The 16664-nt window shown below is 59.3% G+C and carries 14 protein-coding genes and 3 tRNA genes; 8 read left to right on the top strand and 9 right to left on the bottom strand.

Annotated elements, in window-relative coordinates; all coding sequences use genetic code 11:
- Position 1: 1 nt before the first annotated feature.
- The 3 genes from fdhD to DNK10_RS03180 all read right to left on the bottom strand — a co-directional run bounded on the left by fdhD (position 2) and on the right by DNK10_RS03180 (position 3655).
- Positions 2 to 847 carry a formate dehydrogenase accessory sulfurtransferase FdhD gene (gene fdhD, locus DNK10_RS03190; protein ID WP_131190547.1) on the bottom strand — a complete coding sequence of 282 codons (846 nt, stop codon included), beginning with the start codon at positions 845 to 847 and terminating at the stop codon, positions 2 to 4.
- Between the two features lie 150 nt (positions 848 to 997).
- Entirely contained in the window at positions 998 to 1342 is a 345-nt protein-coding gene (locus DNK10_RS03185) for a PilZ domain-containing protein (protein WP_131190546.1), read from the bottom strand.
- Between the two features lie 9 nt (positions 1343 to 1351).
- A complete protein-coding gene (locus DNK10_RS03180) occupies positions 1352 to 3655 on the bottom strand; it encodes a DUF1631 domain-containing protein (protein WP_131190545.1) in 2304 nt (767 codons plus the stop codon).
- Between the two features lie 209 nt (positions 3656 to 3864).
- Here DNK10_RS03180 and DNK10_RS03175 point away from each other — a divergent pair.
- The 3 genes from DNK10_RS03175 (at position 3865) to DNK10_RS03165 (ending at position 4107) form a co-directional block, all read left to right on the top strand.
- Positions 3865 to 3940, top strand: a tRNA-Asn gene (locus DNK10_RS03175).
- Positions 3941 to 3949: 9 nt separating this feature from the next.
- Positions 3950 to 4026, top strand: a tRNA-Pro gene (locus DNK10_RS03170).
- A 5-nt stretch (positions 4027 to 4031) separates the two neighbouring features.
- Positions 4032 to 4107: transfer RNA gene (locus DNK10_RS03165), tRNA-Lys, on the top strand.
- Positions 4108 to 4443: 336 nt separating this feature from the next.
- Here DNK10_RS03165 and DNK10_RS03160 read toward each other — a convergent pair.
- From DNK10_RS03160 to pilB, 6 genes are all read right to left on the bottom strand, one after another.
- Entirely contained in the window at positions 4444 to 5742 is a 1299-nt protein-coding gene (locus DNK10_RS03160) for an NAD(P)/FAD-dependent oxidoreductase (RefSeq protein ID WP_131190544.1), read from the bottom strand.
- A 392-nt stretch (positions 5743 to 6134) separates the two neighbouring features.
- Positions 6135 to 6335: a DNA gyrase inhibitor YacG gene (gene yacG / locus DNK10_RS03155; protein ID WP_131179526.1), complete on the bottom strand. Its 201-nt coding sequence runs from the start codon at positions 6333 to 6335 to the stop codon at positions 6135 to 6137.
- Positions 6332 to 6940, bottom strand: coding sequence for a dephospho-CoA kinase (coaE, locus tag DNK10_RS03150; RefSeq protein ID WP_131190543.1), 609 nt, complete (start codon positions 6938 to 6940; stop codon positions 6332 to 6334). The genes yacG and coaE overlap by 4 nt, the downstream gene beginning before the upstream one ends.
- A 241-nt stretch (positions 6941 to 7181) precedes the next feature.
- Positions 7182 to 8054, bottom strand: coding sequence for a prepilin peptidase (locus DNK10_RS03145; protein WP_131190542.1), 873 nt, complete (start codon positions 8052 to 8054; stop codon positions 7182 to 7184).
- 2 nt (positions 8055 to 8056) lie between these two features.
- The gene (locus DNK10_RS03140) at positions 8057 to 9277 is read right to left on the bottom strand and encodes a type II secretion system F family protein (protein WP_131190541.1); all 1221 of its coding nucleotides are present in this window, start codon (positions 9275 to 9277) and stop codon (positions 8057 to 8059) included.
- 2 nt (positions 9278 to 9279) lie between these two features.
- Positions 9280 to 10986, bottom strand: a complete 1707-nt coding sequence (pilB, locus tag DNK10_RS03135; protein ID WP_131190540.1) for a type IV-A pilus assembly ATPase PilB — start codon at positions 10984 to 10986, stop codon at positions 9280 to 9282.
- A 263-nt stretch (positions 10987 to 11249) separates the two neighbouring features.
- On the opposite strand from pilB, the gene DNK10_RS03130 reads away from it, so the two are divergent.
- The 5 genes from DNK10_RS03130 to hepT all read left to right on the top strand — a co-directional run bounded on the left by DNK10_RS03130 (position 11250) and on the right by hepT (position 16642).
- A complete protein-coding gene (locus DNK10_RS03130) occupies positions 11250 to 11732 on the top strand; it encodes a pilin (RefSeq protein ID WP_131190539.1) in 483 nt (160 codons plus the stop codon).
- 335 nt (positions 11733 to 12067) lie between these two features.
- The gene (locus DNK10_RS03125) at positions 12068 to 12598 is read left to right on the top strand and encodes an REP-associated tyrosine transposase (protein WP_131190538.1); all 531 of its coding nucleotides are present in this window, start codon (positions 12068 to 12070) and stop codon (positions 12596 to 12598) included.
- A 394-nt stretch (positions 12599 to 12992) separates the two neighbouring features.
- A complete protein-coding gene (locus tag DNK10_RS03120; protein ID WP_131190537.1) occupies positions 12993 to 15392 on the top strand; it encodes a membrane-bound PQQ-dependent dehydrogenase, glucose/quinate/shikimate family in 2400 nt (799 codons plus the stop codon).
- A gap of 418 nt (positions 15393 to 15810) precedes the next feature.
- Positions 15811 to 16206: a type VII toxin-antitoxin system MntA family adenylyltransferase antitoxin gene (gene mntA / locus DNK10_RS03115; protein ID WP_131190536.1), complete on the top strand. Its 396-nt coding sequence runs from the start codon at positions 15811 to 15813 to the stop codon at positions 16204 to 16206.
- On the top strand, positions 16196 to 16642 hold the full coding sequence (gene hepT / locus DNK10_RS03110) for a type VII toxin-antitoxin system HepT family RNase toxin (RefSeq protein ID WP_131190535.1): 447 nt from the start codon (positions 16196 to 16198) through the stop codon (positions 16640 to 16642). Before mntA ends, hepT begins: the two co-directional genes overlap by 11 nt.
- Positions 16643 to 16664: the final 22 nt, after the last annotated feature.

Raw genomic sequence — 16664 nt, 5'->3', positions numbered from 1 at the left:
GTTATTCTTCTCTTGCAGACGGCGCGGGGCTGTAGACCCGGGGCGCGCTGTGGTGGGGCAAATGGATCAGGTTGAGGTTGTGCCGGCGCGCCCATTGCACGGTAAGGGCGGTCGGGGCCGAAAGGCTGACCAGATTGCCGATACCGGCTCTGACCGCCTTGTGAATCAGTTCCAGGCTGCAGCGGCTGGTCACCACCGCGAAGCCTTGGCGAACATCATGGTTTTCGCGCAACAGGGCGCCGATCAGCTTGTCCAGGGCGTTGTGCCGGCCGATGTCTTCACGGCAGGCGCGTATCTCGCCGTTGCCATCGACATACAACGCAGCATGCAAGGCACCACTGCGACGGGCCAGATCCTGCACGGCGGCGATTCGCTCGCGTAGGCCGATCAGGTGCGCGGCCACAGGCAGTTCAGCCTTGGCCAGCGTCGCCAATTGCGGAAGTGCCTGGTCAAGGGCTTCCACACCGCACAGGCCACAACCGCTGGTACCGGCCAGTTGCCGACGCTGTTGTTTCATCGCCCAGAAGGCGCGGCTGCTGATCTCGACCTCGGCATTGATTGCCGGGCCAAGGTGACGCACACGGATGTCATAAATATCGTCGATGGAGTCGACCACCGCGCTGCTGAGGCTGAAGCCGGCGACGAAGTCTTCCACGGCCGTGGGCGAAACCATCATCACGGCATGGCTGATGCCGTTGTAGCTGATGGCCAGCGCGCTTTCCTGGGCCAGGACGGCGGAGTCAGTGGCTTGCGGGTTGCCAAGCTCCGCATAGACGTAGCCCTCCGGCTGCGGGGCAGCGGACTCGTTGAAATCAGGAACGGTTGATATCTCGGCTGACCGGGGCACGGCAAGCTCCCCTGCGACGGATTGACACAGAGAAGCCTAGGCGCTTGGGCTATCGGCGTCTAATCGCTGTTGCCAATACGATGATCGACGCCATCTATCGATAGGCTCGATCAGGCTCTAAAATCAGGCTTCTGGGCTGGTCTCATGAGGTTAGGAAGATGCCTGGAAGTGCCGTAACAGTGCGTGCAGCGCTTGCGTATTGTGCTGATCGATATCGATGATGCGATAGCCCGCCCAGCATTGCTGATCCGGTTCACCCTCGCGGCTCCACAGGCAATCGCCGATAAAACGTAGCTCACCGACACCATTGAGCGGCGTCGAGCAAACCAGTCGGCATTCAACCAACGTATCCTCAGGCTGAGGCGTCGGGCTGCAGAGCATAAGACCATCACTGGAGATATCAGCGACGCGTCCGAGATAGCGCCCGCTGTGCTGCTCGAACACTTCGAGCAGCGAGGTGGCCTGGTAACGGCTGTGCTGACGACGATCATCCATAGGTGGATCTCATTGAGTGCGACCGGTGAGCTGCTGTAGAACACGATAAACGGCGGTCAGCGCGCGATCGACCAGGGGCGCGGCGCGATCCGGTTTGCTGAGCCGGGCTGTGCCCAGCTCCATTTCCTGGGCCAGTTGGCTGATCGATCTGACCGCGGCACGCTGACCATTCGGGTCGACGAACATGTAGTTGTGGGTCGTCGGGCTGTACCAGGACAACTTCAGCGTCTGGCGTTTATCACCGTTGATGAATTCGAACCAGGTGCCGAACTCGACCTTCTCCAGTTCATGCATCAGGCGCTGGCCATTCTGCGAAAGCGGGGTGCTGGCCAGGAGCGGATCGAGCAGTGCGGCATCATCTCCCAGCATGGCGCCCAGCTGGCTGGGGCTAGGCGGTAATGTCAGGCCGGAGGCGAGCGCGGGTTGCCCCGCCTGCACGGCGTGCTGGCAGGCGACCAGATCCTGGAGCAGGCGGCGGATGTCGTCCTCGTGATAGCCGCCCAGCAGCATCAGGCCTTTGCGCAGCTCTTCGAGCATCTCGGTGCGCTGGTGCTGCAGCCGATCACGTTGCGCGGCGTCGAGCCGTGTTCCGCTCCAGGCCAGTTGCTCGGCTGCTTCGCTGGCGCGCTGCCATTCGTTGCTGGATGAACCATGGCGCAATTGGATGAACACCAGTACATCGATCCAGGTGCGCTCGAGGAAGTGGCGAATGAGTGGTGGTGGCGAGCGCTCGGCCAGGCTTTGAGCGATCACCTGGGCTGACATATGCCGGGCGCTGAGCAGTTTGTCGCGGCCTTTGGCAGTTTCCACGGCCCGACGTTCCTGGAGATCCACCCGCTGCTTGAGTGGGCCGGTGAACTCGTCGAATTCGTTGAGCAGCTCGTCGAACAGGCGCAGGTCGCCCGTGAAGTTCTGAATCACCTGTTTCACGACCCAGCGCACCTTGGCCAGCAGGCCATGGGCTTCATCCTGCGCGCCATAGAGAACACCGGCCTTGGCCATGGCGTTGATCAGTTTGCGCGCCGGATGGTGCCGGCGGGTGAACAGGGCTTTGTCCTGCAGTGCCACTTTCAGATAGGGCGTGTGCAGATGGGAGAGGGCTATCTTGTAGGGCTGCGGCAGGTTGTCGTCATCGAGGATGAAGTCGAACAGCATGCCCACGAGGTCGATGACATCGATTTCTCGGTTGCCCAGGCGATGCTGTTGGGGCTCTTTGCTGTGGCTGGCCAGCTGTCGCTGCAGATCGGCCTTCAGCCCGGCGACCTGCTGCGGTTGTTCCAGGCGCTGGGCCAGCTCGATGGCGGATGCTTGCTGCATGCGGTTCAGGGCTGCCAGCAGGTCGGCAGCATCATAGGTGCGTCTGGCGCCTTCGGGCGCGAAACTGGCCATGCTTGGCGTGCCGCTGAACAGTCTGATTGCGGTCTGTTGCTTGCGGTATTCGACGAGGAGGGTGCTGAGGCCGTCGACCAGTTGATCCAGATCGGCCGGCGGAGCTGCATCGAGATCGAGCAGCGGGGACTCGTCCTGCATTTCGCTCGGCGGGCTGCTGGCAGATTGCGGCATCGTCTCGGTTTGCGAGGGCGAGCGTAGCGGTTCCGGTGTGCGTGCGGCGGTGTATTTGAGATTGGGCAGCACACCGGCATCTATCAGCCGCTGATTGAGCGCGTCATAGAGTTTGTCCAGCTCGTGCATGAGTTGTCGATCGAAGAGGCTGTACAGCACCAGCTTGATGCGTAGCGGTAATCCACTGGGGCCAAGTGCCGTGAGAAATGCCTGGGCAATGGCTTTCGGGGCGATCGGGTTACTGCCTTCCGGCAGCGGCTGGCCGTTATTGAGCAAGGCAAGACGCTGCTCAAGTGCGAACAGAGCCTGGGCACAGCGGGCCTGAACGCGGCTGGCCATATTGGTCACCTGAAGGATTTCTTCGTAGTCCTCGTTCTGCACCAGTGCCAGATCCTCGGCATTCATATCCGTAGGCGATACCAGGGGGGCAACGAGCTTGCCGTCGAGGAAGTCGGCAATGCCCTGGGAGATGCTCAGGTGATAGTGGCGCTCGATCTGCGGGCGCAATTTGCGGATGCTGCGCATGTTGTCGAAGAACAGCGTCTGAACCTGATTGTTCTCCGCTTTCTCTGCGCATTGGAAAAGGGTGTCGTCGACCTGGGCGAACGTGCGCTCCAGGTTGTCCGCCAGATGATTGAGTACCAGCTTGCGGCAGCTCTGCCCCAATTCACTGAAGCGCGGCTGAATGCCTCGGCTTGCCAGTGTGCGCGAACCGTTTTGGGAAGTCGGCGGCGTGCCCTGAGTGGTCATCTGTGATCCTGGGGTGAACCTCACTGTAGTGCCTAAAACAGCGCAGGCATGGGATGAAGGTATAGCAAATGGCCATTGGTTCGCAAAGCATTGTCATAAAAGCAATTTAGGGGGTTGACAGCCGCTCGCGGAACCGTAAAATGGCGCGCCTCTGCAGCGGCAAACGGCGAGAGCCGGAAGCTAGTAACAGAGACTGAAAGAAGCATAGTTCCGCGATAGCTCAGTCGGTAGAGCAAATGACTGTTAATCATTGGGTCCCTGGTTCGAGTCCAGGTCGCGGAGCCAATCTTTCTTCGGGGTGTAGCGCAGTCCGGTAGCGCGCCTGCTTTGGGAGCAGGATGTCAGGAGTTCGAATCCCCTCACCCCGACCATTTTTGGGTCGTTAGCTCAGTTGGTAGAGCAGTTGGCTTTTAACCAATTGGTCGTAGGTTCGAATCCTACACGACCCACCATTTCAAGCCCTGCTTGAGTAAGAAACCCGCCTAGAGCGGGTTTTTTGCTTTCTGGGGATAGGCAGGCTGACGCTTCAAAGGCGTAAGCGGCCGTAGGGTGGATGACGCTCTTTTCATCCACCATTGCGATTGCGGAGCGGTGGACGGATCGGGCCGCGCAGGTGAAGCGTCGTCCACCCTACGACTGGCCGCTCTCAGGATTAATGCAGCCGTAGGATGGGTGAAACCCATCAATTGCCGATGGGTTTCACCGCGTGGCCCGACCTATCCTGCGATCTACGAGAGGCCGCTCCCGCCTTCATGACGCCGAGCATACTGCCCGGCGCCCCCTCAGGATCAATGCAGCTTGAGCCGTGGATCGGTGCTGCGGCCGATGCGGTCGCTGAGCATCAGCAGCAAGGTGCGGAAGCTCCCATAGAGCGCCATCTGGTGCATGCGATACAGCGATATGTAGAACATGCGGGCAAGCCAGCCTTCCAGTTTCACGCTGCCCATCAGATTGCCCATCAGATTGCCAACGGCGCTAAAGCTCGATAGCGAGATCAGCGAACCGTAGTCCTTGTAGGTGTATGTGGGCAGCGGCTGGTTCTGCAGGCGTAGCGCGAGCGATTTGACCAGCAGCGAGGCTTGCTGGTGAGCGGCCTGCGCGCGTGGCGGTACGTTGCGCTCGCTGCCATCGCCGAGTGGGCAGGCGGCGCAGTCACCGAAGGCGAAAATGTTCTCGTCGCGGGTCGTTTGCAGGGTCGGTGTGACCACCAACTGATTGATGCGATTGTTTTCCAGGCCATCCAGATCCTTGAGAAACGCTGGTGCGCGGATACCGGCCGCCCACACCTTGAGGCTCGCCGGAATTTGTTCGCCGCTGGCGGTCAGCAAGCCGTCGGCAGTGACTTCCTTCACCGCAGCGTTGGTCATCACGTTCACGCCCAGCTTCTGCAGGGTTTTATGCACCGGTGCGCTGATGCGTTCCGGCAATGCCGGCAGTACACGCGGCCCTGCTTCGATCAGGGTGATGCGCATGTTCTCGGGGCGAATGCGATCCAGCCCGTAGGCCGCCAGCTGATGGGCCGCGTGGTGCAGTTCGGCGGCCAGCTCCACGCCTGTGGCGCCCGCGCCGACGATGGCGACACTGATCTGGTCGTTGTCGCCGTTACCTGCATGGGCGCGCAGGTAATGGCTGAGCATCTTGCGGTGGAAGCGCTCGGCCTGTTCGCGGGTATCGAGGAAGATACAATGGTTGGCCGCGCCTTCGGTGCCGAAGTCATTGGTGGTACTGCCGACGGCGATGACCAGAGTGTCGTAGGCGAGTTCGCGTGCTGGCACCAGTTCGCGGTTGTCCTCATCCAGCGTCGCGGCGAGCTGGATGGTCTTGCGTTCGCGATCCAGCCCACTCATGCGGCCGAGCTGGAATTCAAAGTGGTTCCATTTCGCCTGAGCAACGTAGTTCAGCTCGTTCTCCGTAGAGTTCAGTGAGCCGGCCGCCACTTCATGTAGCAGTGGCTTCCAGATGTGGGTCAGGTTGGCATCGGCGAGGGTGATATGGGCCTTGCCGCGCTTGCCCAGTGTTCTTCCCAGGCGGGTAGCGAGTTCCAGGCCGCCGGCACCGCCGCCGACGATTACGATTCGATGGGTCATGGATGCTTCTCACAAGGCTAAAAAATCTGTGGTGAGTCCGGGCGAGCAGAGGCTCATAGCACCAGGCGACTCAGGAGTCATCAATCAGCACAGGCCCATTGCCTGAGCGCAGACGATCTGTGGTGGTCGCGTACCGGATGAGCTCCGGTTCCTGTGTGTGGGCATTCTAGATAGGTAGGGTAGATTAGCGAAGCGTAATCCGCCGTTCACCGCGAGCCCATGCAGCTACTGCATACATCCGTGCCTCGCCCTCGGGAGGGGCGTTTTGCTGTTTGGGGACGCGGTGATGCCGCCTTCTTGCGGCGGATTACGTCTTCGGCTAATACGCCCTACGGGTATCGCGGATACGCAGGATGGATCGAGCGCGCAACCTGGCCCATCGTTCGATTCGATCAGTGCTGGCGAGGTGGCAGATCATCGGAAAACAGATCGTCTTCCAGCGGGTTTCCCGGGATCGCGTGTTCTTCCGAGGCCCAGGCGCCGAGATCGATCAGCTTGCAACGCTCGGAGCAGAAGGGGCGGCTCGGGCTTTGCGGGCCCCATTCCACCGGGGCGTTGCAGGTTGGGCAGGGGACGAGGGTGGGGGTGCTCATGGTTGGCCTCCGTTCAAGGTCAGGTAAAAGGCATGCAGGCGCTCGACTTCGCTTTTCATCCAGGTCAGATCGCGGTCGTTGGTCAACACATCATCGGCATGACGCAAGCGTTCCGTGCGTGTTGCCTGGACAGCCAGAATGGCCTGCACCTGTTCAACCGACAACTGGTCGCGGCGCATGGTGCGTTCGATTTGCAACTGCTCGGGCACATCGACCACCAGCACGCGTTGCGTCAATTTGTATTGCCCGGATTCGATCAGCAGGGGCGATACCAGAATCGCATAGGGCGATTGTGCGCGAGCCAGGAACTGCGCAACCTCCTGAGCGATCAGCGGGTGCAGCAGGTTTTCCAGCCAGCGTCTTTGTGCGGGGTCTGCAAAGATCCGCTCACGCAGTGCCGAGCGATTCAACTGGCCATCGGCCTGCAAAACCTGCTCGCCAAAATGCTCGGCAATAGCCGCCAACGCAGGGCGACCAGGCTCCACGACCCAGCGAGCCGCCTGATCGGCATCGATCAGATCCACACCCAGTTCGACGAAGTGCTCGGCAACGGCACTCTTGCCGCTGCCGATACCGCCGGTAAGGCCGAGCGTCCAGGGTTTCATGGTGTGCGCGTGCCCCTTATGGAAAATCAGGGGCGGATTGTAAAGGAGCCACCCAGCGTGTGGCTAATCAGGGTCATGGCAGTGAACTGCCGCTCTCATATAGGAGCGCCGCCCCCGGCGCGAAGCGATTGCAGCCTTACCGCAACATCGGCGTCGTCCATGCCAATCGCCGGCAAGGGCTAGGCGCCCCCCGGCTCCTACAGAGTCGCGTGAAACCTTCAACCACCGCGGGATAAGAGGCTCAGTTAAAGCCAGCGAACTGCAGGTATGTATCAGTGATCTGCTTGCCCCAGAGCAGCGCGATAAACCCAGCGATGGCCAGGTAAGGGCCGAAGGGGATCGGGGTGCTGGTGTTCGCATCGCGCAAGCGCAGCATGATCACACCCAGCACGGCACCGACCAGGGAAGAGAGCAGAATGGTCAGCGGCAGAATCTGCCAGCCACCCCAGGCGCCAAGCATGGCCAGCAGCTTGAAATCGCCATAACCCATACCTTCCTTGCCAGTGACCAGCTTGAACAGCCAGAACACCGACCACAGGCTGAGGTAGCCAGCGACCGTGCCCCACAAGGCATCCTCAAGGCTGGTAAACAGACCGAAGTGGTTGGCGATCAAGCCCAGCCACAAAAGTGGCAGCACCAGGGCGTCCGGTAATAGCTGGTGGTCGGCATCGATCAGGCTCATGGCCAGCAGCCCCCAGGCCAGCACCAGCATGCCTGCAGCCTGCCAGCCGAAACCGAAATGCCAGGCGATATAGGCCGACAGCAGCCCGCAACTTAGCTCGACCAGCGGGTAGCGCAGGCTGATCTTCGCTTTGCAGCCAGAGCATTTGCCGCGCAGAAAGAGGTAGCTGATAACCGGGATATTTTCCCAGGGGCGAATCTCGTGCTTGCAGTGGGGGCAGCTGGAGTGAGGCAGTACGAGGTTGTAGGGTTCGCCCTCGGTTTCAGCCGGCAGTTCCAGTACTTCCCGCGCCTGAGTGCGCCAGTCGCGATGCATCATTTTGGGTAGGCGATGGATCACGACGTTAAGGAAACTGCCGACCAGTAAGCCAAGTACCAAGGTGCAGAAAACAAAGGCCGGCGTATTGCCGGCCAGAAAGTCGATTACGGTCATATTTAAACGACGTTGCCCAGCTGGAAGATTGGCAGGTACATGGCGATGATCAGGCCGCCAACCAGTACGCCGAGTACGGACATGATCAATGGCTCCATCAAGGCAGTAAGACCATCGACGGCATTGTCTACTTCCGCTTCGTAGTAGCTGGCAACCTTGTCGAGCATGGTATCCAGTGCGCCAGATTCTTCACCGATGGCAGTCATCTGTACGGCCATTGCCGGAAAGGTATTGGTGGAGCGCATGGAGAAGTTCAATTGCATACCGCTGGTAACGTCCTGCTTGACCTTGTTCACGGCATTGCGGAACACCACGTTGCCTGTCGCGCCTGCGACCGAATCCAGTGCCTCGACCAAGGGCACCCCGGCGGCAAAAGTGGTAGACAGCGTACGGGCGTAGCGTGCGACCGATGATTTGTAGACGATATTGCCAACAATCGGCGCTTTGAGTATCGCGCGATCCAGTCCGTCCCGGAATTTTTCGGAACGCTGTTTCGCCTGTACAAATGCATAGCCCGAGGCCACGAGCGTAATCAGGAAGATAAACCACCATTCCTGAAGACCTTCAGATATACCGATCACGAATAGGGTAAACGCAGGCAGATCTGCGCCAAAGCTCGAGAAGACACTCTGAAACTGTGGTACCACTTTTATTAGCAGAATACAGGAAACTATTATTGCGACAGTAACCACCGCAATAGGGTAGTTCATTGCCTTTTTGATCTTGGCCTTCAGAGCCTCGGTTTTTTCCTTATAGGTCGCCACCCTATCCAGCAGCGTCTCCAGAGCCCCCGACTGTTCGCCCGCTTCAACCAGGTTGCAGAACAGATCATCGAAATACTGAGGCTTGGTGCGCAGCGCCGCGGCGAAACTGTTACCTGCCGCCACATGCTGCTTAATGTCATCGACCAGCTTACGCATATTCGGGTTTTCCAAACCGTCAGCGATGATATCGAAGGACTGCAACAACGGTACGCCGGCCTTCATCATCGTCGCCATTTGCCGAGCGAACAGGGCGATATCCAGGGGCTTGATCTTCTTGCCCCCGCCGAACAGCGACATGCCCTTCTTGCGTACTTTGGTCGGGTTGATGCCCTGTTTGCGCAGATGTGCCTTGACCAGCGCAGGGTTCTGCCCGTTGAGCTCGCCCTTGACCACGGAGCCTTTTCGATCCTTGCCTTCCCAGACGAACGTGCTGGTCTTCGCTGCTTTTGCTGCTGCCATGGTTAATCCTTGGTCACGCGGTTGACTTCCTCGAGGCTGGTCACGCCTTGCATGGCCTTCAGCAGGGCCGAGGTACGCAGGTCGTTGAAGCCGTCTTTACGCATTTGCGTGGCAATATCGATGGAGTTGCCTTCCTCCATGATAATCCGCTGCAGGTTCGGCGTGTTTTTAACCACTTCATAAATACCGACACGGCCTTTGTAACCGCCTTTGCAATTTTCGCAGCCAACCGGGCCGTAAAGCTTGAAGGTGCCAAGCCTGTTTTCGGGAAAACCTTCTTCCAGCAACGCCTCGTTAGGAATTGCTACTTCCTTCTTGCAGCTATTACAAAGCTTGCGCGCCAGGCGCTGGGCGATGATCAGGTTGACCGAGGTGGCGATATTGAAGGAAGGCACACCCATATTGCGCAAACGCGTCAGCGTTTCTGCCGCGCTGTTGGTGTGCAGGGTGGACATCACCATATGCCCGGTTTGCGCCGCCTTGATCGCGATGGAGGCCGTGTCCAGGTCGCGAATCTCACCCACCATGATGATATCCGGATCCTGACGCAGGAACGCGCGCAAGGCCTGGGTGAAATCCATGCCCTGCTTGGGGTTGACGTTGACCTGGTTGATGCCCTCCAGATTGATCTCCACCGGGTCTTCCGCCGTGGAAATATTCACATCCGCGGTATTGAGAATATTCAGGCCGGTATAAAGAGATACGGTTTTGCCCGACCCTGTCGGGCCGGTTACCAGGATCATCCCTTGTGGTTGTTTGAGCGCAGCGAGGTAAAGATCCTTCTGGCTTTCCTCGTAACCCAGTGCATCGATACCCATTTGCGCGCTGGCGGAGTCGAGAATTCGCATCACGATCTTCTCGCCCCATAGGGTCGGCAGGGTATTGACCCGGAAGTCGATGGCCTTGCTCTTGGAAATTTTCATCTTGATACGGCCATCCTGCGGCTTGCGCCGCTCGGAGATATCCAGCCCAGCCATCACCTTCAGGCGTGCAGCGATACGCGGCGCCAATTGGATGGGCGGGCGCGCCGTCTCGTGCAGGATGCCGTCGGTACGAAAGCGCACCCGGTAGGCTTTTTCATAGGGTTCGAAGTGCAGGTCGGACGAGCCGCCCTTGATCGCATCGAGCAGCATCTTGTTGACGAAGCGCACCACCGGGGCGTCGTCGGCATCCTGGCCGCTGCCATCATTGATTTTCTTGTCATCATCGGCGGATTCGGTTTCCAGGCCATCCAGGTCGACATCGCCCATATCTTCCAGGCCGCTATGGCCGTTATCGAAGAATTTGTCGATGGCCTCGCCCAGCTTGTTGTCTTCTACCAGCAGCGCTTCGGTGGATAGGCCGGTGCTGAACTGAATATCCGTAACCGCCTGGTGATTGGAGGGGTCGGAGATACCCACGAACAGCTTGTTGCCACGCCGCCACAAAGGCAGCGTCCGGTGTTGGCGCACCAGCTTTTCGCTGACCAGATCCTTGGGCTGACTTTCCTTGTCCAGGGCGCTGAGGTCGAAATAGGCGACGCCGAACTGCTCCGCTGCCAGTTCCACCAGAGCGCGACTCTTTACCAGTTTGTTCTGTGCCAGATAGGTGACCAGCGACAACTTATTGCGCTTGGCCTGCGCTTGCGCTTGCTGAGCGGCCTTTTCGTCCAGCAGCTCAGCCAGTACCACCTGCTTGGCCAGGCCGGAAAGGGGAATATAGTCGCTCATGCACACCTCACGTATATCGAATGGGTGCGTTATAGCGCAGATGACAGGGGCTGCCAAACGACCAGTATCGAGGTGACGAAAAACGTCACAAGATGCGGAGAAGCGCGGTCTGGTTGTTTCGCATTACTGGCGTACGAGGCTTCATTTTGTGAGGTGGCTTGCAGTTTTCATTGTATTTACAAGGTTGGGCTGTATTGGCACGCCTCCTGCTTAATCTCCAGCAGGCTTGTCTGCCTGACACTTAAATTAAAATGGAGAGTTGCATGAAAGCTCAAATGCAAAAGGGTTTTACCCTGATTGAATTGATGATCGTTGTGGCGATCATCGGTATTCTGGCAGCTATCGCTATTCCGCAATACCAAGACTACACCGCTCGTACACAGGTTACACGTGTCGTTAGCGAAATCAGCGGCTTGAAAACTGCTGCAGAGTCGGCGCTTCTGGAAGGCAATACCATTGTTTCTGACGCAGCGCCTGGGGCAGGTGAAGTTGATTTGGGCTTTACTGAGTCCAACTTGCTGGCTGGTGATGGCAAAGCGCAAATCGAAGTTACTGACGGTGATGGTGATACGCCGAGTATTGCTGGCACATTGGGTCGTAATGCTGGCGCTTCGGTAACTGGCGCCGTTGTTACCGTGACGCGTGACGCCACTGGTATCTGGACTTGTGAAGTTAGTGCCTCGGGCAGCGACGGTTGGAAAGATAGCTATGCGCCGAATGGCTGCCCTGTAGCTGCAGCACCGTAACTTAACGCGATAAGACGGATTCATATCCGTAAACACGGTAAGGCGGATTAACTCCGTATCGCGGTACGGCGACCGTAGCCTGGATTAGCCGCAGGCGTAATCCGGGGGCGAAGCCCGAAGGCGTAATCCGTCGTTTACCGCGAACCGGCTGCATCCGCTGATATACCAGAACGCCTCGCCTTCGTGCGGGGCGTTTTGCTGTCCGGGGTTTGCATTGTTGCGAATCTTGCGGCGGATTACGCCTTCGGCTAATACGCCCTACGGGTTTGCGTCGCCGGGGGGATGTTTGGATCGCTGGTCTATGCTTCGCTTTTTCCTGGGAAAAGGTGGCATGGATGCCAAACTATCGTCGTGTCTTTGTGCCTGGGGCAACTTGGTTCTTTACGGTCAACTTGCTGGAGCGCCGGGGTAACGATTTGCTGGTGAAGCATATCGACCTGCTCCGTGATTCGGTGCGTAAGGTTCATCATCAGCATCCATTCGTGATCGATGCGTGGGTGGTATTGCCGGATCATATGCACTGCGTATGGACGTTGCCGCCTGGTGATACGGATTACCCGCTGCGCTGGCGACTGATCAAAACCTTCTTCTGCCGTGGCTTACCGGTGAGCGAGCACCGATCCTTGGTTCGTTTCCGGCGTGGCGAGCGAGGTATCTGGCAGCGGCGCTACTGGGAACATCAGATTCGTGACGATGAAGATTTTCGTCGGCATGTCGATTACGTCTATGTGAACCCACTCAAGCATGGCTTGGCGCAGCGAGTACGAGACTGGCCCTATTCGAGCTTTCATCGCGACGTGGGTGCAGGGCTCTACCCGCTGGATTGGGCGGGCGATGCCGAATTGGTGAGTGCGACAGGGCGGTAAGACGGATCAACTGCGTTGGATGGATCGCATCGCGGTATGACGGATAACCGTAGCCTGGATTAGCCGCAGGCGTAATCCGGGGGCGAAGCCCGAAGGCGTAATCCGTCGTTTACCGCGAACCTGCACATCTGCTGGCATATCAGAGCGCCTCGCCTTGTGCGGGGCGTTTTGCTGTCTGGGGTTTGCATTGTTGCGAATCTTGCGGCGGATTACGCCTTCGGCTAATACGCCCTACGAACCTGAAAATTCTCGGCGAAGATCTCCTGACGATCCTAGGCTGGTAGATAAAGCTGAACCAAAGGTATTTCCCCCTCTCAACTGGCTGCTGTTGAGCCTTTGTTTCTGAAGGTTTTGTCGGCACTTGTTGTGAAATGAATCGACCGGAGAGTGCCACATGAGCATCGAATATGGCCGTCGGCCCCTACGGATCACCCTGACCGCGGTGGCGATATTGGTGCTGGGCGTGGTGATGGCCGTAGGCGGTGGTTATCTCGCGATACTGGGGGGCTCCTGGTATTACCTTGTGGCAGGCATTGGGCTGTTGGTGGTGGCCGGCTTGTTGATCGCGCGGCGCCGGGCGGCTATTGGGTTGTACGGCGGGCTGCTGCTTGGAACCTTGATCTGGACGGTTTATGAAGTCCGCTTCGACTGGTGGCAGTTGGCGCCGCGGATCGATCTCTGGTGCATTCTGGGCCTTTGGCTGATTCTGCCTTTCGTCAATCGTCATGTAAGTGATCAGCGAGTCTGGCGTGATGGCGCCAGCGGGATTCTGGGGCTTGGTGTGTTGGCCGGTGCGTTGATGGCGGGTTACTCGCTGACTCAGGATTACCACTCCATCAAGGGCGAATTCAGCGACGCGCAGATGCAGGGCTCGGATCTGCAAGGGCAGGCCGAACGATCGCAGAGCGAATGGCCTGCCTACGGCGGTTCCAGGCAGGGTGATCGTTACTCGACGGCTGATCTGATCACCCCAGATAACGCCGGTAAGCTGGAAAAAGCCTGGGAATTCCACACGGGGGATCTGCCGGGGCCGGGCGATCCCAGTGAGCTGACCAATCAGGTCACCCCGCTGAAAGTCGGCGACAACCTGTTTATCTGTACGCCCCATAGCATGGCGATCGCCCTGGATGCGGACACGGGTGAAGAGCGCTGGCGCTTCGATCCCAGCATCAATCGCGATGCCGAGTATTACCAGCACATGACCTGCCGCGGCCTTGCCTATCATGATGGCGGCCGATCCGCCGCGACGGCCACTGCGGCGGATCAACCAGCGGCGCGCTGCGAGCGTCGCCTGTTCCTGCCAACCAACGACGGCACCCTGGTCGCGCTGGATGTCGGGGATGGCAAACCGTGCGAGGACTTCGGCGATGGTGGCACGGTCGATCTTAAGGTCGGTCTGGGTGATGATGCGCTGGGCGTCTACCTGCCTACCTCGCCGCCAGTGGTCACCGACAAGCTGGTGATCGTGGGGGGCTCCATTACCGATAACGGTTCGGTGGATTCCCCCGGCGGCGTAATTCGTGCCTACGATGTGCGAACCGGCGAGCTGGTATGGAATTTCGATCCGGGTAACCCCGACGCCACAGAGCCGCTTGCGCCGGGAGACACCTACGTGCGCAGCACGCCCAACTCCTGGACGATCGCCACGGCTGACGAAGCGCTGGGTCTGGTCTACATCCCCACTGGCAATCAGACTCCGGATCAATGGTCGATCCCGCGTACCGAGTTGGCTGAGCGCTTCACCGCCGCCCTGGTCGCGCTGGATCTGGCGACCGGCAAGGTGCGCTGGGAATTCAGAACCGTGCACCATGACCTCTGGGATCGCGACTTGCCGTCTCAGCCGACGCTGGTCGATATCGACGGGGCGCAGGGCAAGGTGCCGGCGATCATCCAGCCGACCAAGCGCGGCGATCTCTATGTGCTCGACCGCCGCACCGGCGAGCCCATCGTGCCGGTAAATGAATTCCCAGTTCCCCAGGGCACCGACTATGGCGACACCACGGCGCCCACTCAACCGGCCTCGGCGCTCAGCTATGCGCCTGAGGAGCCGCTGCACGAGCGGGACATGTGGGGTGGCACGCCGCTGGATCAGATGATGTGCCGTATCCAGTTCCGCAAGCTGCGTTACGAAGGTGATTTCACGCCGCCTTCGCAGCAGGGCTCGCTGATCTATCCGGGCAACGTCGGCACGTTCAACTGGCCGTCGGTGGCGGTCGACCCGAGCCGGCAACTGCTGTTCGGGGCGCCGAACTATCTGGCGTTCATCTCGCAGATGGTCAAGCGTAGCGACGACGCCTCCGAGGGCCCCAGTGGCGGCGGTGAAATGGGTCTGCAGCCCAATCTCGGCGCGCCGTATATGGTGCGCCTGGAGCCTTTCCTGTCGGTACTCGGCCTGCCATGCCAGGCACCGCCATGGGGCTATGTGACGGCTGTCGATCTGCGCACCATGAAGAAAGTCTGGATGCACAAGAACGGTACCAGTCGCGACAGCGCGCCGCTGGGGCTTCCGTTCCCGGTGGGCACGCCAGCGCTGGGTGGCCCGATCGTCACCGCGGGTGGCGTGGCATTCATGAGCGGCTCTCTGGACTATTACCTGCGCGCCTATGACCTGCAGACCGGCAAGGAGCTCTGGAAGGGGCGTCTGCCAGCTGGCGGACAGGCCACGCCCATGACCTATGTCTCGGAGAAGTCCGGCAAGCAGTTCGTCGTGCAGATGGCCGGCGGGCATGGCTCGTTCGGCACCAGAATCGGTGACTCGGTAACGGCCTGGACGTTGGCCGAGGATAAGCAGTAAGCGATGGCGAGGTTTGCAGGAACCGTGCGTACCGCTGGTGCTCCTTTCCCATATCGCGGCCCAAAGGTGGATGGATAAAGCGCCATCCACCCTACGCTCTGGCTCGTGAGATCAAAGGGCGCCTGACAGGACGCTACAAGGCGGTAGCGGACGAAGGATGGGTGAAAACCACCAATTGCCATGGGTTTCACCCATCCTACGGGCTATCAGATAGAGATTTCCTAGTGGGCAGTAAGGCAGAAGCGGCCGTTCGTGGACGACGCTTGCCTACGCGGCCCGACCCGTCCACCTCTCCGCAATCGCAATGGTGGATGAAAAGCGCGGAGGTTGCGTCCGCTCAGTGCTCTGCCAACAATCTCAGGTGATGTGGGGCGGCGCTCCTGGGCTGAGTTACACTGCCCGTCCACCAGGAGGGATTATGTACCAACAGGCCGTGATCGATTTGCTACGCGCCCGGCTCCCGGGGGTACTGGGCATCTATGCATTCGGCAGCCGCATTCAGGGCACGGCCAATGAACGGAGCGACCTGGATCTCGCCGTATTGGTGGAGGGGTATGCGGAGCCTCTGGCGTTATGGGCACTGGCAGGGGAGCTTGAAGACGTGGTGGGCTGCCCGGTGGATCTGTTGGATTTGCGCCAGGCATCAACGGTGATGCAGCAGCAGGTAATCGCGTATGGCGAGCGGTGGTGGGCTGCTGACGAGCGCGCCGGGTTGTTCGAATGTGCCATGCTCAGCGAAAAGCTGGCTCTGGATGCTGCCAGGGCGCCGCTCCTGCGTATTATCGAGCGAGAAGGGCGGGTTTATGGTCGATGATGTTTTACTCAACAAAGCGGCAAGTATCGAGCGTTGTGTCAGGCGGGCTCGTGAGGAGTACGACCGTGATCCGGCGACGTTCGGTGAAGATTTCACCCGTCAGGATGCCGCCATTCTGAACATCCAGCGTGCCTGTGAAGCCGCGCTGGATATGGGCCAGCATTTGATTCGCCGTGAACGTATGGGGATTCCGCAAAGTGCCCGTGATGTGTTCGCTCTGTTGGCCGAACATGGTTGGATTACGACGAATCTGGCCGATGCGCTCAAGCGGATGGTTGGGTATCGCAATATTGCGGTACATGAATACCAGGCGTTGCAACTGCCGATCACCATCGCGGTGATTACCGGGCATCTGGATGAATTTCTGGAGTATTCGAAGTCGATTTTGCAAGGCGGTAAGGCGGTAAGGCGGATAGGCGTCCGTAATTTACCGTGAACTTGCTGCATCCGCTGAGATG

This window comes from Phytopseudomonas daroniae, from assembly GCF_004327275.1.
GTDB classification, from domain to species: domain Bacteria; phylum Pseudomonadota; class Gammaproteobacteria; order Pseudomonadales; family Pseudomonadaceae; genus Aquipseudomonas; species Aquipseudomonas daroniae.
Note: the sequence above shows the minus strand (reverse complement) of the source record. Positions and strands in the feature narration are given on the sequence as shown.

Coding starts and splice junctions, on each gene's coding strand:
- DNK10_RS03185 (WP_131190546.1), bottom strand. CDS start 1,342: ATGGATGATCGTCGTCAGCACAGCCGTTACCAGGCCACCTCGCTGCTC.
- DNK10_RS03180 (WP_131190545.1), bottom strand. CDS start 3,655: ATGACCACTCAGGGCACGCCGCCGACTTCCCAAAACGGTTCGCGCACA.
- DNK10_RS03160 (WP_131190544.1), bottom strand. CDS start 5,742: ATGACCCATCGAATCGTAATCGTCGGCGGCGGTGCCGGCGGCCTGGAA.
- yacG (WP_131179526.1), bottom strand. CDS start 6,335: ATGAGCACCCCCACCCTCGTCCCCTGCCCAACCTGCAACGCCCCGGTG.
- coaE (WP_131190543.1), bottom strand. CDS start 6,940: ATGAAACCCTGGACGCTCGGCCTTACCGGCGGTATCGGCAGCGGCAAG.
- DNK10_RS03145 (WP_131190542.1), bottom strand. CDS start 8,054: ATGACCGTAATCGACTTTCTGGCCGGCAATACGCCGGCCTTTGTTTTC.
- DNK10_RS03140 (WP_131190541.1), bottom strand. CDS start 9,277: ATGGCAGCAGCAAAAGCAGCGAAGACCAGCACGTTCGTCTGGGAAGGC.
- pilB (WP_131190540.1), bottom strand. CDS start 10,986: ATGAGCGACTATATTCCCCTTTCCGGCCTGGCCAAGCAGGTGGTACTG.
- DNK10_RS03130 (WP_131190539.1), top strand. CDS start 11,250: ATGAAAGCTCAAATGCAAAAGGGTTTTACCCTGATTGAATTGATGATC.
- DNK10_RS03125 (WP_131190538.1), top strand. CDS start 12,068: ATGCCAAACTATCGTCGTGTCTTTGTGCCTGGGGCAACTTGGTTCTTT.
- DNK10_RS03120 (WP_131190537.1), top strand. CDS start 12,993: ATGAGCATCGAATATGGCCGTCGGCCCCTACGGATCACCCTGACCGCG.
- mntA (WP_131190536.1), top strand. CDS start 15,811: ATGTACCAACAGGCCGTGATCGATTTGCTACGCGCCCGGCTCCCGGGG.
- hepT (WP_131190535.1), top strand. CDS start 16,196: ATGGTCGATGATGTTTTACTCAACAAAGCGGCAAGTATCGAGCGTTGT.